A 25,160-nucleotide genomic window follows, 5' to 3' on the forward strand; every position below is an offset into this window, starting at 1 on the left:
GTACAGCCTCCTCCATTTTCTTGAAGGACTGTACCTTTTTCGTATGAAAGGACTTTTTCAGTGCCCTCCATCTTCCCCGGCGTCTTCTTCGCGATGATTAGTTTTGTTCGGTATAGGCTTTGAAATTGTCCATGATCGCTTGCCAGCCTGCTTGCTGGAACTCGACGGGATTGGAGCTTTCCGCGTCGAACGTTTCAATGACCTTCGTCTCATTCCCTTGATCGACGAAAGCAATATCCACTCTTCTTCCGTCTTCCATGGTGTAGCCGATCGCCTCATGCCGATTCACGACATCGTAGACGCCGCCAAAATCAAAGCCCATGCTGCCATCCTTTGCTTCCATCCGTGTCAGAAACTTGCCAGCGACCCGCAGATCGTTTTCGGCTCTCGGCGCATGCCAGTCCTTGGACGGTTGATTCCACTTCGTGATGTGATCCGGCTCGGTCCAATAGCGCCATACCTTCTCGACAGGGGCTTGAATGACGGCTTGCACGGTTACTTTCGTCGGTTGACTCGTTTCCATTTTAAATAGACACCTCTCTCACGATATTCGTCGTTAGGTTATTCTCAATGATATAGACGTAAGCCAATGACGAAATTCATTGGTCAATTCGCTCAGGCAGCCCAAATCGTGAAAATAATGGCGTATGAATGAAGTTTTGAACGTGCAGGATTTGATTTTCTTTGGTTTCGATGACGTGGATGCCCCAGGGTACCAGGCCAGATCCCTCTTTGCCCGGCATATACTGGGCCAACGCCGGATAACCGCCATTCACCGTAATGGGCACAAATCGCGAACCTTCGCAATGCCAGCGAGTAAGCGAATAGAAGGCGGACAAATCTTCCTTGCCGCGGATCCACATCTCGAAGGGCGGCATCGACATGCAGCCTTCCTCGTGGAACAACGCGACGAGCGCAGCAATATCGAATTGCTCAAAGGCCTCTACATACCGGGACAGCAGCTGCTGCTCCGGTTGAACGTCCATGCTGCTGAGCTCATCCGAGCGAAGCTGCGCCCGGTCCATCGTCTCTCGGGCTCTTTGCAAGGCGCTGTTCACCGCTGCCGGCGACATCGCCAACGTTTCCGCGATCTGCTTGGAGGACAATTCAAATACATCCTTCAAAATGAGTACCGCGCGCTGCCGCGGAGGCAAGGTCTGCAGGAGAGCGATGAAGCACAGTTGAAGGGTATCTCTGCGGACGAGCCGATCCTCCGGATTGCCCCCAAAGTCGGGAGACGGCCAGATCCAGGCAGAGTCCGGCAGCGTGTCGCGCGGCTCGACGATGGCGACGGCCGGGTCGAACAGGTCAACGGGAAGCACGCGGCGTTTGGATTGTCTCAGCTTGTCCAAGCACAGGTTGGAGGCAATCCGATAGACCCAAGTTTTGAACGATGAATCCTGTCTGAACGTGCTCCAGCTCTGCCAGACCCGAATACTCGTCTCCTGAACGGCATCGTCCGCATCGTCCATGGAGCCTAGCATTCGGTAACAGAACGAGGTTAAGCCCGGTTTCAAGCTTGCAAATAATGGTTCGTCAAATGTGGTCTCGTTCATCGTGGCCTCCCTTAACGATCTCCCCGAAGGGTGGTACCTTCATTATATGCAATGAAGCGGACAGCCTCAATCCGAATAAATAGGGGTACGTCCCTCCATTGTTATGGAAGCAACAGGCCATTATCATAGCCCCGTTGTTCAGTTTCTCGATGAACACCAGTATTTGAACATCGTCATTAACCCTTTAATCTCACATAACGCCAAGAAAACCAATTTGCGACGGTTAAAGACGGATGCTGCAGATGCCCATCTATTTGGGACGCTGTTTTATAAAGAAGAGTTTGAACCCTACAAAAAGCGGGGTCAGCATCTCATGAATTTACGCTATCTAACACGCCAATATGAATCTTTAACGGGTATGTATGTTCAAGCAAAATTACAGTTCCAGGCTATTCTGGATCAAGTTTTCCCTGAATATCATGGCGTGTTTGGTGACCTTTATTCAAAGGTTTCCCTTCGATTTCTGGCTTTACACCCAACGTCTAAGAGGTCCTAGAAATGTCCGAGTTGGAGATTACAACTGAAATCGGCCGTCTTACTGGACGCGGCAGATCCTTCTCATGATGCGTGGAACGCGCTCAAATCCTAGAGGTTACAGCAAAGCGAAATCCCTTTAAGGAGACGGCTTATCCCAGCCATTTGATCTCCATGCAGCTGCTCATCAAATTGCTTCTTCATTACCAGGACCATCTAGCAGACCTTAATAAATCGATAGAGGCCCTAGCTGAAGAGTTACTTGAATATGATTTAATCCAATCGATACGCGGTATTGGCACTAAGATTGCTGCAACAATTTTAGCTGAAATCGGGGAAATCGATCGGTTTGGGACACTCAATGGTATCGCAATATTCAATCAATTCAAATTTAAGGCAAACAGCCATTTGGTAACACTTCAATTTTATGAGCAACCTGCCAGTTAGCCTAACTGACTATTCCAATCATTAATGTACGTCTTTTCTAAATAATTACCTATTTCCTCAATGCACTTGTCACCTAATTTATCATGAGTCATAACAAAGCAGCCGCTCCAAATATCCCAACCAGTGGTTATCTTAATCCCATCTTTATCAAAATCCATGAAAACTTGTTCAAGTCCAATTATTGGATTGGTACGAGTAAATTCAAATTTTTCAGTAACAACAGTAGCTATTTTCAATATAAATGAAGCATCTGCATCGATAATTTCATATGAATTGTAGCCATTGGAGGTTTTATTTATTTTCCCGTTTAGATTTTCCAATTAATTTCACCAATCATATCAATATTCCTCTCTCTTATTTTGAACTATAGTTCCTAGTTAGCGCAATGATCTAATTGTAGTAACGAAATGAACTCGCTCGCGCTTGAACCCCCCATTTGAGACTCATGTACACATACAACGGCGCTATCGGACGCGTCAGCTTACCTGATTCGTACGTGGAGATTTGTCGGCAAATGTTACCGGGGAACTGGAATATCAGTTTATAAACTCTGTCGAAATCGTCTCGCATCCGTTGAATAATGCAAAATTTTGAAAACAATTGTTCAAGGCTGTTTGCAATTGCTTTGTTGGCTTTATGTCGTTCTCGTACCAGATGTTTTTAACAACCAGCATCCCGGATTTTCGCTCTGCGATTACCTCGGCTCGTCCGATGAGGCTTTCTCCGTATATTAGAGGCAACACATAATAGCCGAATTTCCGTTTGATTGCAGGCGTGTAAATCTCCCAGGTGTAATCGAATCCAAACAATTCGTTGATCAGTTTTCTGTCCCATATGAAATTATCTAGTGGTGCAATCAGCTCGCAGCGCCATTTCGGCGCTGGATTTTGCAGAATGGCTTCAATAAGCGGCAAGTCCTCTGCGCGGCAATAAAGTATATCCTTCATTTGTTCCACGGCAACAGCAACAATGCGAGCTTCGTGCAACAGTTGGCGGAAAACCTCGTTGCGCTGCTCCGCTTTCAATCCCCATATGTTCAGCCAGGCATCGGATGCGCGATTCCATAAAAGGCCAACAGCACCGATTCGACGCATTATCCGCCACTTGTGATGCTCCAGCTCGCCCTCCAGCGGCTCCGGCGCATTCAGCAGATTTGGCTGGATGTATTTCCCCGCGATATCGTAATATTTACGCGTTCCTTTTTTGTGATGTATAATCAACTCGCCTGTCGAATACATCTGCTCCAGCACCGACCGGGATGAATTGTTTCCGCTGCTCCAGTGGATGGCCGATCGCCAAGCGAAATTTCCATCCAATTTTAGATCATCCGAACTTAGCGCACCATGATTTTGAATGTGAGCTCGTACTTGCTCTATCAACGCTTCCATTTCGGGATAGCGCTTGGCATGTTGTCGGGCGGCCTGCCTATACCGCTCAAAATACGGCCAGTCCTCGACGGGGATAATGGCCAAATTCTTGTCGGGATAATCGACAAGGATTCTATCTTGATACAGCAACTCGGCGAGCATGTTCTTGGTAAATCCTTTGATTCGCGACTGCAACACCAGTTCGGCGTTTTTTCCGCAAACATCGATGGGATCGTATTGAATACAGCCGACCTGCCGCACAAAATCCAATACCCCCTGCTTTCCGGTAAAATGATATTCGCCCAACAACCCGTGCTTCAATAGCAGAAATTGCCGTGCCTGGCGGTTCGTCAATTGGATCATGTACACATCGGCTCCTTAACGAAACAAACGGGAGCCGTTTGCACATGATGATGGATGGCGAGATTGCTTATCTCAATAAAGTTACTATTTGCTTCTTTCCTTAATGATGGTATCCATTGGGGAGCTTCATTAGCAACCCCCTTTCCTAATTTTCCAATAACCGAAAATTGCTCTTTTTCAATGATTTCAACCACGCCTATTCCCCCTATCCGTTGGAAATTGAAAAAAACAAACGCATGTTCCTGTTAAATATTAACATTATCTCGAACATAAAAACAAGAGCTATTGAATGCTGCCCGTTAACGCAATGAAGCTGCCGATCGCCGCGGCAGCTTCATCTAAGTTGTGTATTGAGCTAAAGTGTCTTGTTAGAGTTCAATGGTTTGATTTATACACTAATTGTCCCATTTGTACCTCTGTCAATAAACTGGACACAGAAAGGGGAGCATATCAAAATCGGTAGCCTGTTCCCTAATTTATAATAGCGAGGTTACGAACTTCACCTCCGGAAAGCGGCTATCCGGTCCTTTCATTAAGATTCCGCCTTGATTTTTCAGATACATATCGAAGAAATCCAGCATATAGGCATTGATAACGGAGTTCGCTCTTTCGGGCGGAATCTTTCCTGTAATGCCCAGCATGAATCGGTAATCGGTACAAATTCGTGTCTTTCATCGATGACAAAAATTTGTTCTGATAAAATAAAAAAGCCGCAGTTTCTGCGGATGTTTATCGGTCTATATTCTTGACACTCGACAATTTTCGATCACAAAAGTCCCTGCTTTTCTTTGGAAAACGCTGCCGATTCGTGTTTGGCAGCAGCCCTTCGTCACATTCTGGGCGCATACAAAGAAGGAGCAGTTGCCGTGGGGCAAACTACTCCTTCAAATGTCGGATGACAAGAACATAGAAATAAGGCATCATGGTTGGGGTGTCTGCCCCAAATCCATGTATGATCCCTATAAGTCATGGGGATGACGAATACGATCAAATGCTGGCCACTCTTCGCATGATGATGGAATACAGAAAAGCATTGGAGACCGACCCTCAGAAGGCTCATGCCCTGTTGAGCGTTCGAAGCTCTGATGAACGGTAACGCGAGGTCCAATCTGTCTTTCAATCCTTACAAAACTGACCATTTGCTGATGGTCAGTTTTGCTTTATATTCACATCATCCCCCAAAATAGCGAAATGGTTTCGTGACAAAATGGATCAACGGTTGAGCTTATCGACTTTTACAGGAAGAAAGCTCTCAAATCTTCCGCCAAAAGCCCAGGCTGCTCCCACGCTGTGAAATGGCCTCCAGCAGCCATATTCGTCCAACGCTGGACGTTGAACGAGCGTTCCACGAAAGAGCGTGGTATGCAATAAAAATCTTTAGGGAACCTAGCGAACGCAGTGGGAGTAATAACTGGGGGGACTGGTGCCATGGCGTTCGCCGATTCAAAGTAGTAACGGGCGGCGGATGGTGCGGTTTGCGTTACCCAATACAGAGTGAGGGTATCGTGAATGGAGTCCATTCCAAGTGCATCAATCCCGCCGTCGGACCATGACTGGTACTTTTCCAAAAACCACGCCGCAAGCCCAATTGGTGAATCATTAAGGGCATAACCGATTGTCTGCGGTTTGGTAATTTGCATTTGAATATATGCACCCTCACGTTGCTTCCATGCGCCAGTCTCGGTCACATACTCATGTTCCTCGGATGTAAGCTTAGAAGGGTCAACTCTAAAATTGTGCCACGGAGCTAAATCAGTGATGTGTATTTTTGTAACATGGTCGCTGTGGCGTACTGCAATCAATTCTGCGATAGTACTGCCCCAATCTCCCCCATGAATTCCGTACTTATCAAAACCGAGTATGTTCATCAATTCGGCGAAACGGTCGGCGACCACAGTGGCTCCAACACCTGGTTCGGTGGGACGGTCTGAGAAGCCAAATCCGGGTATGCTCGGTATTATGAGGTCAAAGTCGTTCTCCAGCATCGGAATAATTTTCTCAAAGCGCATGAAAGAATCCGGCCAACCGTGGATAAGCAGCAACGCAGGTTTACCTTTTGTTCCAGAACGAACGAAATGGATTCCGCCTAACTTAAAATGGTCGAGCTTATTCAACCGATTTTCCGTAGACTTCCAGTCGTATACATCAGCCCACTTTTTGACTAGCTCGTGCAACGCGGAAGGAGCAGTGCCCCTTTGCCAGTCATCTGCGACACTATCGGCCCAACGGGTGTTCACCAAACGTTGTTGTAAGTCGTCTAGGATTGCTTTATCAACGTTGATTTTGAACGGAGTGAGTTCGGTGCTTAAACTCATGTGTAAAATCCTTTCATATAGAGAAGTTGCCCCGTTTGAGGAGCGTCGAACCAAAATGCTAAACCTTGCAACAGTGTGGATGAAGTTCGGCGGATAATGCTTCATCCACCGTTTTCGCCACATGACAACTTGGGTGCGGTACAGCAGAAGCTGCCGTCTGATCTCACTGTTACGGAGGCATGTTTCATGCCCCTGTATTCAGCACGTAGTTCCTATTCTGTAATACACGCTTCTGGGGTCGTTTGAGAATGAATGAATTATGGAGTACTAGGGAGATAATGCTCTAGTAAATGTCAGCACACTCTCCGTTATAAATTCCTCCAGCGACACCGAGGTAAAGTTGGATTCACTGTCTAAATGGTTCAGGAATGCGCCATAATTCATCACCATAAACTGCACAGCCTGTACCCTGGGATTTCCAGGAATCAGCTTTCCTTGCTCGGACATAGCCTTAAAATAATCCGTCAGCATCTCCATTAACTGCCGTGGAGAGGTCTTAGTCTGTTCTTGGAACCCGCTTAGATTGTCTCCCTCCTTAATGCAGATCATAATCATCTTTCGATTACGGTTCATAATCTCATGATACGTCCGGCTGATCAGAAGCAGATCTGAATGAAGATCCCATACGAGCCTCTCATTGAACAGCTTGCTCATCTCTTGAGCATAATGAAAACGGTCGAATGCCCTCTCAAGCAGATTTTGCTTGCTTCCGAATTGCCGGAACAACGTTTTCTCGCTTAAGCCCGCCGCTACAGCAATTTCTTGAGTTGTCACGCTCTTGTAGCCCTTCTCTGCGAATAGATCGATGGCTGCCAGCAGCAATTTATCACTGGTGCTTAATGATTTGCTTTCGCTCATTCATGTTCCTCATTTCAAAAAGTTGACTGTCAGTGCTGACTGACATTCGATATAAGGATACTGCTTATTACAAAGAATAGCAAGGTGTAATCCACTTGCTGTTGCATTTTTCTCCCCCGGAGACGTTGTTTACGCACTGTTTCGACTGGAATGTGACCTACCTTGCTCCTATGATCGGTATGATGCAAATACAAGCTCCCACGAGCTTTTCTTCAAAAAGCTTGCCGCTACTTGTGATACGGTTCTCCGTCTGCAACAACAAGTTTAAGGCCATCCTTGGCGGGATGGCCCTTGCTTAGTATCTTGTGCAACTTTTCAGCGTAACTGACACCACCCGCAAACACATGGATAAAAATGTAAGAACCCTCCGCTTCTGTCACAACTCATGATATTCGAGACATCGATACCACACACTCCACATGTGTCGAATAATCACGCTTCCATCAGCAAATTGAGCAATTTCGCATCAACCTTCAACTCGACTCTCCGCTTTACCACTATCTGTGATATGGTTCACTGCGCTGTCTGTAACGGCAAGTTTTAGGGCATCCTTTTACCATCTCGCTGAGTGCAATAAAGTCTTTAGAAGCACAAGATGAAACTACTAAAAAATAGGAATAAATCGTTATTGACTGATTAGTCACTTTTTAATAATATAACATTAGAAGGAGGTTACGCATGGCCAGACCGAAAAGCGAAGACAGAAAACCCGCCATTATGTGGGCAGCGACACGCGTTATTGCCTCCAAAGGATTGGGTGCAGCAACGGCAACAATCGCGAAAGAGGCAGGAGTCTCTAATGGTTCACTGTTCAACTACTATGAAACGAAGGCCCATTTGCTGAACGAACTCTACTTAGAACTTAAGGCGGAGATGGCCAAAGTTGCCCTAGACGAACTCCCGACCGAGAGTGACATCCGTATGCAGGCACTCCACATGTGGTCTCGTTGGCTGCACTGGGCAACGTCTAGTCCGGAAAAGCGCCGGGCGCTCGAGCTTCTGAGTGTAGCAGACGAAATTACAAAAGAGAGCCATCAGACTGCGAGTCTGGCCCTCACCGGCATCAGAGAGCTTCTGAAACAGAGCAGTGAAAATGGGCCTATGCGCGAAGCACCGTTGGGATTCATCGTTTCCCTTATGTTCGGATTAGCAGAAGCGACAATCAATTACATGCTTTTTGACCCGGCCAACGCAGACAAACATTGTATGGCTGGATTCGAAGCATTTTGGCGAATGATGTCTTAGTTCGCTAATTTTTTTAATTATTTTATGACTGACTAGTCACACTTAAATGAAGGTTCTCTCCTAGCAGAGAACTGAAATCAACTAAAATTGTAAAGGAGTCATTATGAACAAATCAACCCACACCTCACCAGCATGGATCATCACCGGCCCTACGTCCGGTATCGGCCGTCGCACTGCGCTCGAGCTAGCCAAGCACGGTACCGTCGTGTTGGTCGGCCGTTTCGCTCAAGCTTCCGATCGCCGGACTGGCGAACAATGCGGGCATTATGCCGATAAGGAGCGGTCGGAGTGTGCAAGGGTGGGACCTCGCTTTCGCGACAAATCATCTTGGACCGTTCACATTAACAGAGGCGCTTATCCCTCATCTGGTAGACGGTGCGAACATCGTGTTCACCTGCTCAGGCGTTGAGGACCCAAAGCGAAAGCCCGCGATTGCCGCTGGGTTCCGCGGTGGGCGTTACATCTCAGCCGAGGCTAGCGCACGCGGCGAATGGAAACCCGGAGGTTCTTTAACGCCGGGCTTTGATGCCTATGCGACCTCGAAGCAGTGCAATCTCGCGACGGTTTTCGCATTCGCGCATGAAATACCACGTCTTCGGTTCAACGCCGTCGAACCGGGTTTCAATCCTGGCACCGGTCTTGGCCGAGACGCGAATATCATCCTCCAGTTTATCGCGAAGTACGTGATGTCTCCGCTTGCTCCCATAATCAAGTACTGGAGCACCCCAAAGCGAGCCGCTCGCGTTATTACCAAGGTACTGACAGGCAAGTCCAATGCGACCGGCGTATACTACGACGAGAATGGAAAGCCCATGCTTGCCTCCGAACAAGTAAGTGCCCTCGAGTTCAGCAATCGAGTCGTGGCCGAGACCCGTAAACTACTCGCTTCGGTCTCCACGAGCTGAAATTCTATTAAAATACTGGAGGTATGAAACATGTCATTGCAAAATCATAGAGCCGTGATCGTAGGTGGTACTTCGGGTATTGGTTTGGCGACCGCAAAATTATTTCTTTCTCAGGGTGCTCACTACCAAATATTACATTAACTGAAATAATCTACGATTCGTAATAACCTTATCAAGCGTAATTGTGTTTCTGATTTTATTCTGCAAGTGTGGGCGATCACTGATCCCCTCGATCGCCCGCTTTTGGAAGCCTAGTCTGTTCTTTATCCCAGATCCTGCCACCAAAAATCCCGCTGTGGAGATAGCGGAATCTGATCCAGATAGACCGCTTCGCCGATTCTAGGAATATGGTATGGGATGCTCTGCTCTTCGGCTGCGGCCGATAACCTTCTTGCAGGTTCGTTCCAATCATGCAGCGCCAACGTGAACCCCCCCCAGTGTACGGGCAGCAGAACTCCTCCCTGGACGTCACGATGCGCTTGTACCGTCTCCTCCGGAAGCATATGCACGCCGCTCCATCGCTTGTCATATTGCCCGCATTCCATATATTGCCCGCATTCCATAAAGGTCAGTTCGAACGGTCCGTGCTGACGACCTATTCGCTTAAAGTGAGGACCGTAACCCCCGTCCCCGCTGTAGAAGAGACTTCTCTTCTCTGTCTTGATTACCCACGAGCACCATAGGGTAGAATCTTGATCGAACAGCCCTCTTCCCGAGAAATGTCTCGCCGGCGTGCAAGTGAAGCGGATGCCCTGAACGATCCGTTCTTCTCCCCAGTCCAGCTCGATGATGGTATCGGGCGACGCTCCTCTTTTCCGGATTCGCTTGCCGACTCCGAGCGGAACGAGGAAAGTGCCAGCTTTCGGAATAAGCTTGCGGATAGAGGAAGAATCCAGATGATCGTAGTGATCGTGAGACAGAACAACGATATCGATCGGAGGAAGTTCCTCAATGGTAATTGGCAGTTTGACGCTGAATCTGCGATTGCGGGAGAAAGGAAGCGGCGACGGGTTCTTGCCAAGCATCGGATCAAGCAGGATCGTTTTGCCTCCAATCTGCAGCAAGGACGCCGAATGTCCGAACCAAAAGATCTTGTCTTTTCCGTCGCTTAGCGTGCCACGCTGAAGGGGGACGATAGGAAGCGGCTGCTTCGGCCTTCTCTGAGTCTTAGCGGATAGGAATTCACGAAGCATGGATACAATGTCTCCTGTCCTAAATTTCACGATCACTGGGATTTCGTTCTGGAATTTGCCGTTCTTGGCTCGCCTCGATCGATTCCAATCGTCCATCTGTTTGCTCTCCTCCTATTCATTTTGCGCGTCGGTAAACGCGAGCTTTGAATAAACTTTTAACGACTCCGACGACTTTATGGCTTTTCTTTCGATCAAGCGCTTGTGAGATTTGGTAGAAGTACTGATCTAAATCCTCTTGTCCAATACCACATTTAATGTGAAATGACAGCCGTTCTCTTGGTTTCACCATTGGCCTTTTGCCTTCGTCGGTCCGAGAAGAAAGCGATGAAAATGCCTGGAATAAGTAAGAAACTAACAAAATGAAAAGTTGAGCTAAATCCCTTTGCCATATACGATCGTATTTCAGCATTGATAATTGGCCACAACTGTTTAATCTGTTCTCGATTATGATCAAAAGCTACTTTAATCGTTTCCTGCTTTTGACTTGGTGCTTGAAGTAATGCTTCCTTTTCACGTTGATCGACCTGTTCCAAAACTTTCTCTAATGTCATCTTTTGCTGGGCGTTTCCTTCTTGTAGCGATTCATTGTTCATTGATTGAATACTAGTAATCATTCCGTCTTTCATAGACGCATCAAGTGCGGAAGCTTGAACCGTTTGTATAGCTTTGTCACGAGCAGTTGAAAGTTCGTTCTTCATATTACTGCTCAGCATCGTAGCTAATATAGCGACACCGATTACCATCCCGAGTGTACGAGCCACATTGGTAACTCCTGAAACGATCCCAAGCTTGTCGGCAGGAATGTTGTTAACAGCTGAACCAAAAAGCGGCACAACCGATATACCAAGCCCTGCACCTAACAGAGAAAGTCGCCACACTACGTCAAAGCGAGACGAATCCGCATCTAGGCTGCCAAATAAATAAACCGTTACAGTGATAATGGTCAAACCGATAATTGCCAAAAAGCGCCCACCTATTTTTTCAGACACCGGCCCGGAAACTACCGAAAATACCGTTGCAGTCAAAGAGCTTGCAATGATCGTCATTCCCGCTTCAAGCACAGACATATTAAGTAAACTCATTAAGTAAAAGGCGATTAAAAAACTTCCAGCAGCAATTCCAATCGAAGTAAATAATAGTGCAGTGGAAGAAGCGCTAAAGGTTGAAATGCGCATCAATGACAAGGGGAGCATCGGATCTTTTGATCTTCTTTCAACAACTATAAACAATGTAAGTGACAATAATGATCCTGCGAATAACAATAAGACGTAGAAGGAACTCCAACCATAATCCGATGTCTCTATTAATCCTAATGTGAAGCAAAAAATGGCGGCTGAAATCGTTAACATTCCTGCAATATCCAAATTTCTGCTAGCGGTTTTGTCGTAAGACTCTTTGATTAATATGTAAGAAACGATAAACGAAATGATAGCAATCGGAAGATTTACGAAATATACAGACTGCCAATTGAAGTACTCGGTCAAAATTCCTCCTAGTGCTGGCCCACTCGCACTAGCCACGCCTGCTATTGCTCCCCAGATCCCTAGAACAGCGCCATGTTTTTCTTTCGGAAAAAGCCCGATGGCAAGCGGGATGGTGACGGGTACAATAATGGCCGCACTTAAGCCTTGCAACACACGGAACAAAATGAGTAAATCAAGTGTTGATGCGATTCCGCACAAAAAAGAAGTTAACGTAAACAAAATGAGTCCGATGAGAAAAAGTCTTTTGCGACCAAATTGATCCGCTATGCGCGAAGCTGTTAACATTAATACCGCAAATGCTATATTGTATCCATTCATGATCCAACTAATATCACTCACATCACGATTAAAATATTCAGCCGTTTTCGGTAATGCAATGTTCACAATCGTTGTATCCAGCAGTGCAATAAAATATCCTAAAATAATTCCAATAAATGTTAGTATCGTTCTACCCCTACTCATATTGTTCACTCGCATCCATCTCCATCTCTATAATATTGTTGTTTTACAACCATTGTTGTCCTGCAATCTCAGTTGCCTGTAACCGCAGTTATTCATCCTTAGATAAATTAAATTTTTGTTTCGTCCCTAGTAATCGATTTAAAAAATCTTCCATCGCAGCAAGAACCTCTGATTCAAAAATACCCGATCGTAAACTGTCCTCGTCAAAAATACAGTCAAATACCGCTATGATCATAAAAGCGGTTTGCTTTGGAAATTCCACATTGAACAAACCAGCCTCAACACCTTCTTCGATAACAGATTGCACAAGCGGCTTAATCTCGTTATTACATCGAGTTTCAAACAAATGATTCAGCACTAAACTTTCATCTTGATGGATGTAACGCATGAGGTCGCTATGCCAACCTTCAAAATAAATAAAAGATTTGGCCATCTGTTCAAGTTTATGAATCGCATCTATATGACTGTTATGCGCTGTCACCTCCAATACGTGAATAAGGCGATCAGAGTAACGCTGAAGCACGTGATCCACTAACTCATCTTTCGATTTGAAATAATGATAAAACGTTCCTTTGGCAATGCCCATTCGTTGCACAATATCCTGAACCGTTGTGTTTTCGAAGCCTTTTTCCAAAAACAGACGTTCGGCCGTTTGTATAATTTCGTTAAACCCTTCGTCACGTGTCCTGACCATCGATTATCACATCTCTTTCAATTTTTTTCCATTATAGTTTACCGACCGACCATCGGTCAATGATATTCTAAAAAATATATGTCGATAATCTTTAATACCGTTTAATGGATAGAGCTTGGCATATGCGGCAAATTAAAAGCCATCCCGCAAAGGATGGCCTAAATGCTTGTAGTTAAATAATGCGGAGAACAGAGCCATCAGAAACGAGTCAAATCCACCTTTATTTTCCTAGACTAATGATAAACTCTACGGTTTGTGGATCATAATGGGAGAAAAATAAACTTTCACCTGTATCGAGCGCAGCTATTTTCTTCATTTCCTCCACTGTCAGAGTAAAGTCAAATACATTAAAGTTTTCTTCCATTCTATGTTTATTAACTGATTTAGGAATAACCACGATGCCTCTTTGTATCAAGAAGCGTAGAGCAACCTGGGCTGTAGATTTGTCATAGTTACCGCCAATTTGTTGTAAGGTTGAATTAGTGAACAAATTGTTTTTTCCTTCCGCAAAAGGACCCCAGGATTCAATCTGCGTATTGTATTTTTTCATAAGCTCATGTGCTGCTACCTGCTGATTAAAAACATGAGTTTCCACTTGATTCACAGCCGGCACTACTTCGCTGAATTCCACAAGATCGACATATCTATCCGGATAGAAGTTGCTAATCCCGATCGCCCTGATTTTACCCTCTTTATAGAGTTCCTCCATCGCACGGTACGTTCCATAGTAATCATTAAATGGTTGATGGATCAGGACCAGGTCTATATAGTCAATCTGGAGTTTGTTCATGGATTCCTGAATGGATGCTTTTGCTTTATCATAACCAGCGTTGGAAATCCAAACTTTAGTGGTAATGAAGAATTCTTCTCTTGGCACTCCGCTTATTTTAATTGCACGCCCTACTGCTTCTTCATTCTGATAGACCTGTGCGGTGTCAATGGAACGATAACCTACGCTAATAGCATCAAGCACGCATCTTTCACATTCCTCAGGATCTTGAATTTGATAAACCCCAAAGCCTAAGATAGGCATTTTCACTCCATTGTTCAAAGTTACATATTCCATTTCAATTCCTCCATTTTTTTGATTTTTAGCCTTTCAGCTGCTACAATTAGCATATTACACCCTTCGAGTTACACGAAGGCAAGAGTTTTTTTCAATAAGGAGGAATTTCATGTACACAGTAAAAGAAGTGGCAAAAATGCTTGACTTAAGTGAGCATGCGATTCGTTTTTACACGGATAAAGGATTAATACCAAGCCTTCTGCGAGATCAGAATAACAATCGTCTATTTAATGAGGAATCCGTCAATTGGCTTATTGGAGTAAAGATATTAAAACAATGCGGGATGTCTATTGAGGACATTAAAAACTATGCAGATCTTTGCATAAAAGGCGATTCTACAATTCAGGAACGCTACGAAATTATTTTAAGACACAAAGAGCTTGCCATCCTTCGATTGCAGGAAGCCAAAAGTACAGTTGATTATTTGGAAGAAAAATCCAAATATTACCTTAACATTATAGAGGGGGTAATTGCGGATAACTCCAACCCCGCTAAATGGCCTCTTAAGTATGAACTAAATGAGGTTTGGGACACCATCAAACAAGAAGGTGCAAAATGACGTTGCTCACGCAATTGCAAAGCAACGAGTAGCGTAGTTATTTGACCGGCTGCAACGAGCGTTCACTGTGAAGGCGGGCAACTGATCGATGACTGCGCGCAGCGAATCGACTTCCCGCTGAAGCCGGCGCTTGAGCTGTCTACCTTGGAATCCCTGCTGCAGATGGCAAGGAACAACCTGGGCGGGGCCATTTTGCCGGAATCTTACTTCAAAAGCATAAGCGCTGACAGCGATTTTCGAGCAATCCCCATCCTGGACCCTATTCCACAAAAAGAGGTCGGCATTGTCTTTTGCAAAGACTTGTTTCTGTGCAAGACGACGGATACCTTTATTAAAGAATTGATACGCAGCTTTACATCCATAAACGAAAGAGCCTCAACGATCACCGGATGAGGCGCTTAGCGCAGAAATTTTATCAGATGCTGCCGAATAGCCTCACGCTTCGTCTCTTCTGATTTCTAGTTAGTCGCAAGGTGGTTCATGTTCTTTTAATATAGTTGTTTTTTGTTTGGAAGGAATTTCTAATTTTTTAATAGAATAATTATGGAAGATGATCAGATAATAAATATTTACACATAAGGAGATAAAACTATGGAAAAAAACAAATTACTAAGAATGGACAATGTCGGCATCGTTGTTGAATCCCTTGATGACGCAATCTCTTTCTTTGAGGAGATTGGCTTGAACCTCGAAGGGCGAGCCACTGTCGAAGGTGAATGGGCTGGTCGCGTAACCGGATTGGGTTCTCAGTGCGTAGAGATTGCTATGATGGTTACCCCAGATGGCCACAGCCGACTTGAACTTTCGCGATTTCTCACCCCACCTACTATATCGGATCACCGGACTGCTCCTGTAAATGCCCTCGGTTATCTACGCGTCATGTTCACCGTTGAAGACATTGACGAAATGGTATCCAGACTCACTAAGCATGGTGCTCAGCTCGTTGGCGAAGTGGTTCAGTACGAGGACTCGTATCGGCTCTGCTACATTCGTGGAACCGAAGGACTTCTAATCGGTTTGGCGGAACAACTAGGTAACAAATAAGTAAGTGACGTTTACTGAAGTAAAAATTGGACTCTCCGAGCCCCTTGGTCGCCAGGAGAAGAAGCAAGGAAGCAGATTCAGGCGACAACCCTGCGAGAACTTCGTTTTAAGGCTCTCGGGTTCGTGAATGCGAAAACGTTATATGCCAATCCGCCTCGATGTGAAGAAAATTTTTATTCAATAAAAGGACGCTTTAACGGAGCAACGAAAAAAGCCTAATTTCTCAACATTTGTAATTTGAGAAATTAGGCTTTTAAATGATCTTTTAAAGAAACTCATGAATAGTGAACGGGAAAGAGATTCCAATAAAAGAGAAAGCCGGTAATCAGAAGAGTGACCGCAGAAAAGATGATTCCCCACAACGATTTTAAGCTTTCTTTGTAGAGTCCGGAAATGTGCTTGATCAGTATTGTTATGGCTACCGCTGCAGAAAAAAATGGCAAAGCGCTGATCCCCCAAATGTACCAAAAGGGATAACCGTATGTAATCTGCGCATTTCCGTAGCTGAACTGGATACAAAAGAAGACGGTGTTGAGTAAAGCAATCGTTGCGATGCCGCCCGAAACCGGTTTGGAAGTTCGCTTAAGTAGACAAACAACGTACCGGAAGAGCCATACTGCAAAGATGATGATAAAGAATAACGCGCTTGCGATGTACATGCTTAACAAAGTCCTCGTTTTTTCCAAAAACGTAACTTTCGGTACCGTTACATTTTCCGAATCGGTCAGTGCCCAGTCTCCGTCCAATTTGTGAAAGTAAATTTGTAACCAACCGCCTGTTTCCTGAAACAATCCATCACCAAGATGAACGAATTTCTTGTCCTGTTTTTCCTCGCGGTCCGGGAAAAGCCCGCTTACCGTGACGGTTTGGGCATCTTCAGCTTTTACTTTAAAGCTGAAGCCACCGAGAAAACGAAGCCATTTCCCCCACCCGTGTTCCGGGTTAATTCCGGTTTGATAATCGCCTGCCAACGTTTTGGTATCTATGGCGCCTGCTCCTTCATCAAGCTGTTTATACTTGGTCGGTTGGGCATTTAGAAATGTGCAGACTGCGTCTAATACGAGGTTATGAAGCTCCAGACCGGCAGCGGATGAGTTGGCGACTACGTACAAGCCAAGGTTTTCCGAAGGAACAAGCACCATTTTTGAGACAAAACTGTCAATTTCCCCTGTGGCCCACAGCATGGGGATACCACTGCCCAGCTCCCCTCTGAAAAAGCCGTACCCGAGTCCGTCCATTTGGGGATGAGCTGCAAACTGTTGTGCATGCATAACGTCTACGGTCTCTTTTGTTAATACAACATGCCCGTTATATTGACCACCATTCAAATGACAAATCATATAATGTGCGAATTCGTTTGGTATGACGTTCATCGCCCCTGCTCCCGGCAGGCTGATATAAGAATATGAATTAGCTGTGTAACCTGCTTTGCCGAATGTGTAGGATTTAACCAAATCTGCATTGTGTAATGGCAGTTCCAGTGTGGCGCTTGGCATCTCCAAGGGATGGAACACATTTTGTTTCATATAGTCATTTAGCGATTGGTCTTGGGTTTGTTCGATCAGATTGCCGACTAATCCTAAACCGACGTTGCTGTACTCGTACTTTGTGCCTGGTTCCCGGACGGGCGGTTGTTTTTGAAAATAGGCTCTAAGATACTCCACAGCGGCTAACGAGTTGTTTACTGATAAACTGTTCACGGCATAGACAGCCTGATCCAAACCCGCGGAATGCGTCAAAAGGTGATGCATCGTAATCGGCTGCTTCCCGAAAAGGGGTACTTTATAGGTATTCAAGTATGCGTTGACGTCCCTGTTCAACTCCAGTTGGTTTCGTTCCACCAGTTGCATGGCAGCCGTCGCTGTCATTGATTTGGTCAGCGAACCGATCCGGACGACCGATTTTGCCGGGTTCATCGTAGTTTTATTTTCAAGATCCGCATAGCCGTAGCCTTTACTTAGAATAGTTGAAGTTCCTTTCGTCACTACGACAGCCGCCCCTGGAATATGGAGAAGGTTCATGTTCTCGCTGACCACTTTATCAATAGCCCGTTCAAGTTCAGTCGGCGACAAGTCCGAATTGGCATAGACAACACCGTGTATTGGATTGAGCAAAACAATAACCGCACAGGCAGCCGCTAACAGACGCGGAATAAAAGTAAGGATGCTTTTCATTGGACCCATCCATTCCATTTCAACAAATTATGCTACTTCTATTTTATTCCCGTTTAATCAGACGACAAACCCTAATGTTTTGTAAAGAAAATTACAAAATCAATTTTGGACGTACTAAAAAAAGGGCATCCCTCTTGGGATGATGCCCTTTTTACTCATTCAAATGTTCACTAGCACCTTTCAAAAATTCTATTCCCGGTTAGCGGCAATCTCTTCTTTTACCTCATTAAATTTTTCTGCTATTTGGCTAAGGATAAGCCGGATTTGAAGCGCATTCTCTTCTACATAACCGGCCTCTAACAGCTCATCATGGTTTCCGATAATCTGCAACTGCGAATAATTGCCTGTCGTCGCTAGTCTCCAGGACTTTCGTTGGTCAGATGCTGCTCTGGATGAAGCTGTTTTTGCCGAGAGCAAGACATGAATGTTCGCTTGAACGACGCCCGCATTGACAAGCTCATTGCCATAAATAGCGTAAGCATAAACTTTGTTTCTGTACTTTCCGCTCAAGACATCCTTGTAGGCGCTTGGGGCTTCTTCCAACGCACGGTCGATTTGCTTCATCGTTTTCTCCCTGGATAACGGACTCGACTTGTCATTTCTAAGTGAGTCGACCATGATGATATCCGAAACCCGATAGCCTTTGTGCTCCATTGCTTTCGCCAGTTCAAAGGCTAAATTGCCGCCCAATGAGTAGCCCAGCAAAACATATGGCCCCTCATCCTGAATACTGACGATCAGCTTCATATATTGCTCGAGAAGATCTTCCTCGTTTTCGTACTCGTCGATAAAATCGAATCCATACACGACTGCCTGCTCTTCAAGTTGTTTGGCCAGATCGGCAAAACCCATGCCGTATCCAAGCATTGGCGGAAAACAGAAGATGCGTAGAGGGCCATTCTCATTGAGTTTCGTGATGTGTTTCTCCATTGGCTGTTCCAACTCAGCTGAGAAGAGCTTCTGCGCCAATCTCTCGATGGTGGGAGCATCAAATACAGCACGAAGCGGAAGTTCTATTTCGAAATACTTCTCAATCTTTCTGACCACTTCAAGAACCTTTAATGAATGTCCGCCGATGTCGAAGAAATTGTCGTGCACGCCGATCCCTTTTACACCGAACACATCTTCCCAGATGCCCACAAGCGACTCCTCAACCGCGTTCCGGGGAGCTGTAAATTCCTCATTGAAATCCATACGATCCGCCGGCTCTGGCAGCGATTTGCGGTCTATTTTGCCGTTAGGTGTCAGCGGAAGTCTGTCCAGATGGACCAGCCGCGCAGGCACCATATGAGAGGGCAGCGTTTGAGACAGAAATGTTTGCAGCGTATCCAAGTCGATAGGTTCTCCGGCTGCCGTATAACCGCACAAATAGGGGTGTTCCCGATGATCCTTTCGTTCAATCACAACCGCCTGTCTAACCCCGGCAAACTGCAGCATCATCGTTTCGATTTCACCTAATTCTACCCGGAAACCGCGAATTTTCACTTGATGGTCGATCCGGCCAATGAAATCTACGTTACCGTCAGCCATCCAACGGGCCAAATCTCCAGTGCGAAACAAGCGTTCTCCAGGTATAAATGGATTAGGCACGAATTTCTCTGCCGTAAGCTCCGGTTGGTTCAAATACCCCCGTGCTACGCCTGCCCCGCCGATACAAAGTTCTCCGGCCACACCGATTGGAACCGGCTGCCTGTTCGAATCGACGATATAGAAGCGGTCGTTCATATACGCTTTGCCGATCGGTACGCTACCCGCCGTTGGCAGCAAGTTCAGCGGCTCGTCATAATAGCTGGAACTGATGGCCGCTTCGGTGACTCCGTAGCTGTTAATGATTCGCATTTGCGATCCGAAGCGTTCCTGCAGATGCCGATAATCCGAGACGCTGCAGCTATCGGAACCTGTGATAAGCAGCCGAAGGGAGCTGATATCTAGCTTTCTGGTATGAATATGATCCATCAATGGAATGATGAGCGCAGGCGTAGATTCTAAGACGGTAATTTGATAATCCCGCATCCATCCATACAATAAAGCCGGATCAATTCGGTCCTCTTCCGGGCAAATCACCATCATGCCGCCGTTCAATAATGTTCGCGCAACATCAAGCACGAACACGTCGAACGAGAAGCTGGCAAGCTGAAGCAGCCTGACAGGAAATTCATTAAACCGGCTTTCTCTGCGGTTAGCGAAGGCCGTATTCATCAGGCTCCGGTGTTCCACCATGACGCCTTTCGGACGCCCAGTCGTTCCCGAGGTGTATATCACGTAGGCCAGATCTTGCGGCTCGTTCACATACGGCAGGTTAGCCGCTATGCCTTGATACAGCGACTCATCCTCCAGATCTAATACCGCCTTCAACGCATTCTTCTCCCCTAGCCGGCTAGCTGCCAAGCTCTTCAGATGAGACTGAGTTAGAACGATCTCAGCGCCGCTGTCCTCCAGCATCAACTGAATGCGGTCGGCCGGATAACCTGGGTCAATCGGCACATAGGCGCCTCCCGCTTTCCATACCGCCAGAACGCCGATGATCAATTCTACGCACCGATCCGCCAGGATGCATACAAGCGATTCCCTGCCGACTCCGCGAGCTCTGAGGGTTGATGCCAGACGATTCGCCTTGTCGTTCAGCTCACGGTACGTGAACTTCTGATTCATATAGATAACAGCTGTTTGCGCTGGTGTTTGATCCGCCTGTGAGTCGAACAGTTGATGAAACGTCAGTTCTGGAGCCGATTGCCATCGGATACTGCTGAAATCTTCCAGAAGCTGCAGTCTTTCCTCCGGCGTAACAAGTTCAAGTTCTTTGACTTGAATGCATGGGTTTTGCGCGATTTGCTCAAGGACACGTACCCAGTGCCCCTGAATTCTATTCATGTCCGCCTGCTCGTATGCGTTTGGATTGTAATCGATAAGGAACAGCATCTCCTCGCCCGGAAACACGCATAGATTGAAGTCGTAATTCGTCTGTTCGAACATCTCGACATTGCTGATGCTGAAGTCAGCTTGACCCCCGCCCCCGAACTGCTCTACCTGCTCGCCCACGGGGTAGTTTTCGAAAACCACAAGATGATTAATTAAATCATGTTTCTGATCGGCCTGCGCTTGCGCCTCGAAGAGCGGATACGTGTCGTAGGCTTGCGAAGCTACAGCCTGATCTTGCGTTCTTTGCATGACTTGCACAAACGGTTCTTCACCTTCGCAGCGAATGCGTACGGGAATCGCATTGATGAACAAGCCGATCATCGTCTCAATTCCTGGAATGTGCGCCGGTCGGCCGGATACAACGCTTCCGAACACGGCATCTTGCGTATTGTTAAACTTGTGCATCAAGATGCCCCAAGCGGTTTGAATGAGCGAATTGATTGTCACCTTATTCTCTCTGGCAGTACGGTTCAGCCTCTCTGTCAGATCTTTGCCAATCTCGCAATGCAGCTTTTCGACTTCCCAGCTTCCCACGGAGTGACCTTTTTTCCCCGTCGGAAGCTGTGTTTGCTGATCGTATCCGTTCAAATATTCGCTCCAATAGTCGGCCGCTTCCTTGCTCGTCTGCCCTTCCAGCCAAGCGATATACTCACTGTAAGGAGTGACCGGAGCAAGATTGGGTTCCCTGCCATTCAACAAAGCATAATAGGTCTCGAATACTTCACCGTTCACAAGGGATACGCACCATCCGTCCATCAAGATATGATGGAAACTCCAGATCAAACGGTATGTATCGTCTCCAATACGCAATACCGACACCCGTAGAAGCGGATCGCGGCTTAAGTCGAAGCTCCTAGCCTTATCGTTATTCTTGTAAGTGTCCGCATAGGTCAAACGCTGCGACTCGCTCAGACTGCGCAGGTCTTCATAGTAAAAACCGCAGTTACGGTTTCTAAACACAACCTGTACAGGCTTATCTTCAAACCCATAGAAAAAATTAGATCTTAAAACTGCGTGCCTAAGCACCAAGCGGTTCAGCCCCTCTTCAAAGGCTGCCACAGCGAAATGTCCTTGCAAGTCATAGGTCACTTGTTCGAAATAAGCAGGCGATTGCGGATCTAACAGGCGGTGAAACAACATTCCTTTTTGCATCGGCGTGAGGGTATAAACATTTTCCAACTCACCTATCGGACTCGTTTGCTCCAGCAGCCATTCCAGTTCCTCCATGGTCATACCTTTAAGCGAGAGATCGCTGGGCGTTAACTCTGTTCGCTCTTTCTCCACGCAGTGGGTAATGATTTCCTGCAGGCTCCTCTTCAACAATCCGGCCAGATGATCCATCGTTTCTTTGCGGTATTCCGTGCTGCTGAATCCAATCGTCAGCCCTAGTTCGCCGCCTGAAATCATTCCATTAATATCGAGCGCGTAAGCTCTCTTCGTAGATTCACTGAGCGGCATGCCATAAGAATATTCAGAAGGCCGGATCGCATTGTGCTGCAAATCCTGGTCAAATTGCCCCAGATAGTTAAAGCTGACTTGTGGATTCACTTTATATAACGTGTCATCATCGGAATCCGCTAAGTACTTTAAGATGCCGAAGCCGATCCCTTTTTGCGGAACTTGTCGCAAGGTTTCCTTGACCTTCTTGATCCGGTAGGAGAGATCTTGGCCTGCTTCCATATCAAGAACGACCGGATACTGGCTTGTAAACCATCCTACTGTGCGCGTCACGTCGAGATCCTGGTCAACGGGCTCTCTTCCATGCCCCTCCAGATTGATCAGAACACGCTCGATACCACACCAAGTTTGCACCGCCATTCCAAGCGCCGTTAGCAGCAGATCATTGACTTCCGTGTTATAGGCTCGATGTGCATGTTTCAGCAGTTGCTCGGTTTCCAGCACCGTCCAGTGCGCCGTAACCGAGTCGCTGTCCTTCAACAACGATTTACCGGGTTCGCCGTCTCTAGGCAGCGGTGTAATTTCTGTCTCAGCAATTTGCTGCCAATACGCGCGTTCCCGCTCGATCAGCGAACCATTTGCATATTGCGCAAGCTGTTCCGACCACATCTGGAACGAGTCCGTTTTGAGCGGCAGGCGTATGACTTCCCCTTTTACAGCTTGTTCATAAGCCGCAGCAATATCTTCAAATAATATCCGCCACGAAATGCCATCTACAGCTACGTGGTGGATCGTGATCAACAAATGGTCGCCATCAGTGCACAGAAACAGTCCGAGCTTCATTAACGGTCCTTCATGAAGGCTGATGCTCCTTTGAATCTCGTTAGCCCTTGCTTCCACTGCTTCACTAAGGTTTATCTCGCCTGTAAGATCTACCGTTTCAAGGGTGAACAGCTCTCCTTCCGCGACTCCCCGATTCCACGCTTCATAACCGCTTGCCGTTTCTCGTATTACGATACGCAGCGCGTCATGATGCTCGGCGATCTTCACCATGACCTTTCGCAGCGCGGCTTCATCAAACCCTTCCTCCCGATACAGCATAAAGGATTGGTTAAAATGGTTCGCTTCCGCATGATTCTGCTCGAAAAACCACTGTAGAATCGGCGTAAGCTTCGTTGCTCCGAAGACTTCTGCCTGATCCGCTATCCTGGACGCCACTTGAACATGCGGACTTAAAGCAGCAATCGTCGGATGCTGAAAAAGAGCCTTCATTTCGAGCTTGTAACCCGCCTGCAGCAAGCGGGATGAAACTTGAATCGATTTGATCGAATCTCCGCCTAGATTGAAGAAGTTGTCCTTGATCCCCACCTGTTTGACACCCAGCACGGACTGCCATACGGAAACCAACGCTTGCTCCGCAGCTGTGCGGGGCGCTGCATAGTCAACTCCGGTTTGCATATCTCCTTCTGGAGCAGGCAGCGCTCTACGATCAACTTTGCCGTTAACGGTAAGCGGGAGCTCATCCAACTGCACGAAGTAGGCGGGAACCATGTATCCCGGCAGCTCCTGCGACAATACGCTGCGCAGATCGCTGATGGCCAGCTCCCGATCCGCTACGAAGTACGCGCAAAGGTGCTTGTGACCTTGCTCATCTTCCCGTGCAATGACGGTTGCGGCAAATACACCTTCGACTTGCAACAGTTGGGCTTCCACTTCACCTAGCTCGATCCGGTAGCCGCGAATTTTCACCTGATCGTCGATTCGTCCCATAAACTCGATGTTGCCGTCCGGCAGCCATCTCGCGAGGTCGCCCGTCCGGTACATCCGCTCTCCTTGCGCAAACGGGTTGTCTATGAATTTTTCTGCCGTCACATCGGGCCGGTTCAGATAGCCTCTGGCCACGCCGTCCCCGGCGATGCACAACTCTCCTGAAACCCCGATCGGATTCAGCGTACCGCCCGAACCAACGATATACGCTGTCGTATTGCTAATCGGGCGTCCAATCGGCAAGCTTACTGCGTTCTCTGCCAACTCATCTACTTGATAATACGTAGCAAATACCGTTGTTTCCGTCGGTCCGTACACGTGAATCAATTTACCTGCTCCCAAGAACCCGAGCGCTTTCCGCACATGGGAGACGGATGCCCGTTCCCCACCGAACAACACTTTTCGGACCGAACGCAATGCCTCGATATTCACATCAACAAGCACGTTGAATAAGGAGGTTGTCATGAACATGACCGAAATTCGTTCCTGTTCGATAAGCTGAGACAGCTTCTCCATCTCCAGGAAGTTGTCTTTGGACACCAGTACAAGTTTGGCTCCGTTCAGCAGCGCACCGTAGATGTCAAAGGTTGAGCCGTCAAATGCGTAGCTCGAAAGCTGCAGGACGATATCTTGTTCGCTGAACGTGATGTAGTTTGTGTCTTTAACCACGCGAATGATGTTGCGGTGAGTGGTTAAGTTGCCTTTCGGTTTGCCCGTCGTGCCGGAGGTATAGATGACATAAGCCAAATTATCGGCACTCGCAACAGGCTCCAGGTTCGAGCCGTCTTCGGCGTATGATCCGGAATCGTCGAGCAGCACACACTTGCCGTCGTATGCCGCACGCTCCTGCAACCGCCCCTGCAGCAGCAG

At 46.9% G+C, this 25,160-nt stretch carries 19 protein-coding genes and 3 pseudogenes; 8 read left to right on the plus strand and 14 right to left on the minus strand.

Annotated features, from left to right (window positions below; genetic code table 11):
• Positions 1–97 precede the first annotated feature (97 nt).
• Both ABRS97_RS27305 and ABRS97_RS27310 read right to left on the minus strand, forming a co-directional pair.
• A complete protein-coding gene (locus ABRS97_RS27305) occupies positions 98–523 on the minus strand; it encodes an SRPBCC family protein (RefSeq protein ID WP_367819334.1) in 426 nt (141 codons plus the stop codon).
• 76 nt (positions 524–599) lie between these two features.
• Positions 600–1,556, minus strand: a complete 957-nt coding sequence (locus ABRS97_RS27310) for a sigma-70 family RNA polymerase sigma factor (RefSeq protein WP_367819335.1) — start codon at positions 1,554–1,556, stop codon at positions 600–602.
• A gap of 103 nt (positions 1,557–1,659) precedes the next feature.
• Here ABRS97_RS27310 and ABRS97_RS27315 point away from each other — a divergent pair, with 103 nt between their 5' ends.
• Together ABRS97_RS27315 and ABRS97_RS27320 are read left to right on the plus strand one after the other, a co-directional pair.
• On the plus strand, positions 1,660–2,052 hold the full coding sequence (locus tag ABRS97_RS27315; protein ID WP_367819336.1) for an IS110 family transposase: 393 nt from the start codon (positions 1,660–1,662) through the stop codon (positions 2,050–2,052).
• A 71-nt stretch (positions 2,053–2,123) separates the two neighbouring features.
• Positions 2,124–2,477: a transposase gene (locus ABRS97_RS27320; RefSeq protein WP_367819337.1), complete on the plus strand. Its 354-nt coding sequence runs from the start codon at positions 2,124–2,126 to the stop codon at positions 2,475–2,477.
• Here the strand turns inward: ABRS97_RS27320 and ABRS97_RS27325 are convergent.
• From ABRS97_RS27325 to ABRS97_RS27350, 6 genes and pseudogenes are all read right to left on the minus strand, one after another.
• On the minus strand, positions 2,474–2,797 hold the full coding sequence (locus ABRS97_RS27325; protein ID WP_367819338.1) for a hypothetical protein: 324 nt from the start codon (positions 2,795–2,797) through the stop codon (positions 2,474–2,476). The two genes, ABRS97_RS27320 and ABRS97_RS27325, sit on opposite strands and share 4 nt — an antisense overlap.
• A 216-nt stretch (positions 2,798–3,013) precedes the next feature.
• Entirely contained in the window at positions 3,014–4,207 is a 1,194-nt protein-coding gene (locus tag ABRS97_RS27330; RefSeq protein WP_367819339.1) for a winged helix-turn-helix domain-containing protein, read from the minus strand.
• Positions 4,204–4,401 (minus strand): hypothetical protein, encoded by a 198-nt coding sequence (locus ABRS97_RS27335; RefSeq protein WP_367819340.1) that lies wholly within the window; start codon positions 4,399–4,401, stop codon positions 4,204–4,206. Before ABRS97_RS27335 ends, ABRS97_RS27330 begins: the two co-directional genes overlap by 4 nt.
• Positions 4,402–4,683: 282 nt before the next feature.
• Positions 4,684–4,848 (minus strand): annotated as a pseudogene (locus ABRS97_RS27340) (alpha/beta hydrolase family protein); the annotation flags it as partial.
• Between the two features lie 594 nt (positions 4,849–5,442).
• On the minus strand, positions 5,443–6,522 hold the full coding sequence (locus tag ABRS97_RS27345; protein ID WP_367819341.1) for an epoxide hydrolase family protein: 1,080 nt from the start codon (positions 6,520–6,522) through the stop codon (positions 5,443–5,445).
• A 267-nt stretch (positions 6,523–6,789) separates the two neighbouring features.
• Positions 6,790–7,380: a TetR/AcrR family transcriptional regulator gene (locus ABRS97_RS27350; RefSeq protein ID WP_367819342.1), complete on the minus strand. Its 591-nt coding sequence runs from the start codon at positions 7,378–7,380 to the stop codon at positions 6,790–6,792.
• Positions 7,381–8,058: 678 nt separating this feature from the next.
• Here ABRS97_RS27350 and ABRS97_RS27355 point away from each other — a divergent pair.
• The 3 genes from ABRS97_RS27355 to ABRS97_RS27365 all read left to right on the plus strand — a co-directional run bounded on the left by ABRS97_RS27355 (position 8,059) and on the right by ABRS97_RS27365 (position 9,530).
• A complete protein-coding gene (locus tag ABRS97_RS27355; RefSeq protein WP_367819343.1) occupies positions 8,059–8,625 on the plus strand; it encodes a TetR/AcrR family transcriptional regulator in 567 nt (188 codons plus the stop codon).
• Positions 8,626–8,728: 103 nt separating this feature from the next.
• Entirely contained in the window at positions 8,729–9,034 is a 306-nt protein-coding gene (locus ABRS97_RS27360) for a hypothetical protein (protein ID WP_367819353.1), read from the plus strand.
• Positions 8,916–9,530: a Rossmann-fold NAD(P)-binding domain-containing protein gene (locus ABRS97_RS27365; protein ID WP_367819344.1), complete on the plus strand. Its 615-nt coding sequence runs from the start codon at positions 8,916–8,918 to the stop codon at positions 9,528–9,530. The genes ABRS97_RS27360 and ABRS97_RS27365 overlap by 119 nt, the downstream gene beginning before the upstream one ends.
• 263 nt (positions 9,531–9,793) lie before the next feature.
• On the opposite strand, the gene ABRS97_RS27375 is transcribed toward ABRS97_RS27365, so the two are convergent.
• The 4 genes from ABRS97_RS27375 to ABRS97_RS27390 all read right to left on the minus strand — a co-directional run bounded on the left by ABRS97_RS27375 (position 9,794) and on the right by ABRS97_RS27390 (position 14,429).
• Positions 9,794–10,819: an MBL fold metallo-hydrolase gene (locus tag ABRS97_RS27375; protein WP_367819345.1), complete on the minus strand. Its 1,026-nt coding sequence runs from the start codon at positions 10,817–10,819 to the stop codon at positions 9,794–9,796.
• A gap of 155 nt (positions 10,820–10,974) precedes the next feature.
• Entirely contained in the window at positions 10,975–12,669 is a 1,695-nt protein-coding gene (locus tag ABRS97_RS27380; protein ID WP_367819352.1) for an MFS transporter, read from the minus strand.
• An 88-nt stretch (positions 12,670–12,757) separates the two neighbouring features.
• On the minus strand, positions 12,758–13,363 hold the full coding sequence (locus ABRS97_RS27385; protein ID WP_367819346.1) for a TetR/AcrR family transcriptional regulator: 606 nt from the start codon (positions 13,361–13,363) through the stop codon (positions 12,758–12,760).
• 220 nt (positions 13,364–13,583) lie between these two features.
• Complete coding sequence (locus tag ABRS97_RS27390) at positions 13,584–14,429, minus strand: aldo/keto reductase (RefSeq protein WP_367819347.1); 846 nt, start codon at positions 14,427–14,429, stop codon at positions 13,584–13,586.
• A 109-nt stretch (positions 14,430–14,538) separates the two neighbouring features.
• On the opposite strand from ABRS97_RS27390, the gene ABRS97_RS27395 reads away from it, so the two are divergent.
• From ABRS97_RS27395 to ABRS97_RS27405, 3 genes and pseudogenes are all read left to right on the plus strand, one after another.
• Positions 14,539–14,988 carry a MerR family transcriptional regulator gene (locus tag ABRS97_RS27395; RefSeq protein WP_367819348.1) on the plus strand — a complete coding sequence of 150 codons (450 nt, stop codon included), beginning with the start codon at positions 14,539–14,541 and terminating at the stop codon, positions 14,986–14,988.
• 75 nt (positions 14,989–15,063) lie between these two features.
• Positions 15,064–15,381: pseudogene (locus tag ABRS97_RS27400) on the plus strand (LysR substrate-binding domain-containing protein); the annotation flags it as partial.
• Positions 15,382–15,579: 198 nt separating this feature from the next.
• Positions 15,580–16,032: a VOC family protein gene (locus ABRS97_RS27405; protein ID WP_367819349.1), complete on the plus strand. Its 453-nt coding sequence runs from the start codon at positions 15,580–15,582 to the stop codon at positions 16,030–16,032.
• A gap of 275 nt (positions 16,033–16,307) precedes the next feature.
• On the opposite strand, the gene ABRS97_RS27410 is transcribed toward ABRS97_RS27405, so the two are convergent.
• Both ABRS97_RS27410 and ABRS97_RS27415 read right to left on the minus strand, forming a co-directional pair.
• On the minus strand, positions 16,308–18,206 hold the full coding sequence (locus ABRS97_RS27410; protein ID WP_367819350.1) for a serine hydrolase domain-containing protein: 1,899 nt from the start codon (positions 18,204–18,206) through the stop codon (positions 16,308–16,310).
• A gap of 189 nt (positions 18,207–18,395) precedes the next feature.
• Positions 18,396–25,133: pseudogene (locus ABRS97_RS27415) on the minus strand (amino acid adenylation domain-containing protein); the annotation flags it as partial.
• Between the last annotated feature and the right edge of the window lie 27 nt (positions 25,134–25,160).

This window comes from Paenibacillus tabacirhizosphaerae (genome assembly GCF_040812395.1).
In the GTDB taxonomy this organism is placed as follows: Bacteria; Bacillota; Bacilli; order Paenibacillales; family NBRC-103111; genus Paenibacillus_E.

What these genes read in the sequence shown, in the direction of transcription:
- ABRS97_RS27305 (WP_367819334.1), bottom strand. Translation starts at nt 523, where the DNA reads ATGGAAACGAGTCAACCGACGAAAGTAACCGTGCAAGCCGTCATTCAA.
- ABRS97_RS27310 (WP_367819335.1), bottom strand. Translation starts at nt 1,556, where the DNA reads ATGAACGAGACCACATTTGACGAACCATTATTTGCAAGCTTGAAACCG.
- ABRS97_RS27315 (WP_367819336.1), top strand. Translation starts at nt 1,660, where the DNA reads ATGGAAGCAACAGGCCATTATCATAGCCCCGTTGTTCAGTTTCTCGAT.
- ABRS97_RS27330 (WP_367819339.1), bottom strand. Translation starts at nt 4,207, where the DNA reads ATGATCCAATTGACGAACCGCCAGGCACGGCAATTTCTGCTATTGAAG.
- ABRS97_RS27345 (WP_367819341.1), bottom strand. Translation starts at nt 6,522, where the DNA reads ATGAGTTTAAGCACCGAACTCACTCCGTTCAAAATCAACGTTGATAAA.
- ABRS97_RS27350 (WP_367819342.1), bottom strand. Translation starts at nt 7,380, where the DNA reads ATGAGCGAAAGCAAATCATTAAGCACCAGTGATAAATTGCTGCTGGCA.
- ABRS97_RS27355 (WP_367819343.1), top strand. Translation starts at nt 8,059, where the DNA reads ATGGCCAGACCGAAAAGCGAAGACAGAAAACCCGCCATTATGTGGGCA.
- ABRS97_RS27360 (WP_367819353.1), top strand. Translation starts at nt 8,729, where the DNA reads ATGAACAAATCAACCCACACCTCACCAGCATGGATCATCACCGGCCCT.
- ABRS97_RS27375 (WP_367819345.1), bottom strand. Translation starts at nt 10,819, where the DNA reads ATGGACGATTGGAATCGATCGAGGCGAGCCAAGAACGGCAAATTCCAG.
- ABRS97_RS27380 (WP_367819352.1), bottom strand. Translation starts at nt 12,669, where the DNA reads ATGAGTAGGGGTAGAACGATACTAACATTTATTGGAATTATTTTAGGA.
- ABRS97_RS27385 (WP_367819346.1), bottom strand. Translation starts at nt 13,363, where the DNA reads ATGGTCAGGACACGTGACGAAGGGTTTAACGAAATTATACAAACGGCC.
- ABRS97_RS27390 (WP_367819347.1), bottom strand. Translation starts at nt 14,429, where the DNA reads ATGGAATATGTAACTTTGAACAATGGAGTGAAAATGCCTATCTTAGGC.
- ABRS97_RS27395 (WP_367819348.1), top strand. Translation starts at nt 14,539, where the DNA reads ATGTACACAGTAAAAGAAGTGGCAAAAATGCTTGACTTAAGTGAGCAT.
- ABRS97_RS27405 (WP_367819349.1), top strand. Translation starts at nt 15,580, where the DNA reads ATGGAAAAAAACAAATTACTAAGAATGGACAATGTCGGCATCGTTGTT.
- ABRS97_RS27410 (WP_367819350.1), bottom strand. Translation starts at nt 18,206, where the DNA reads ATGAAAAGCATCCTTACTTTTATTCCGCGTCTGTTAGCGGCTGCCTGT.